Origin of the sequence: Staphylococcus petrasii, from assembly GCF_002902565.1 — a bacterium.
Lineage (GTDB): Bacteria > Bacillota > Bacilli > Staphylococcales > Staphylococcaceae > Staphylococcus > Staphylococcus petrasii.
In genome coordinates, this window is record NZ_PPRC01000097.1 from 1 (window position 1) to 241 (window position 241).

Sequence of the window (241 nt, forward strand, 5' to 3'; positions counted from 1 at the left end):
AAGTGCAAGCACATCAGACAGTGAGTCAACATCAACGAGTGAAAGTGACTCAGATTCAGCAAGTGTAAGCACATCAGACAGTGAGTCAACATCAACAAGTGAAAGTGATTCCGACTCAGTAAGTGCAAGTACGTCAGATAGTGAGTCAGCATCAACGAGTGAAAGTGATTCCGATTCAGTAAGTGCAAGCACATCAGATAGTGATTCAGCATCAACAAGTGAGAGTCTTTCAGACTCAGCA

The 241-nt window shown here is 43.2% G+C and carries 1 protein-coding gene; it reads left to right on the forward strand.

Going from position 1 to position 241, the window contains the following annotated elements; genetic code table 11:
- On the forward strand, positions 1–241 hold a 241-nt coding region (locus tag CD127_RS11370), incomplete at both ends, for a hypothetical protein (RefSeq protein WP_206168812.1).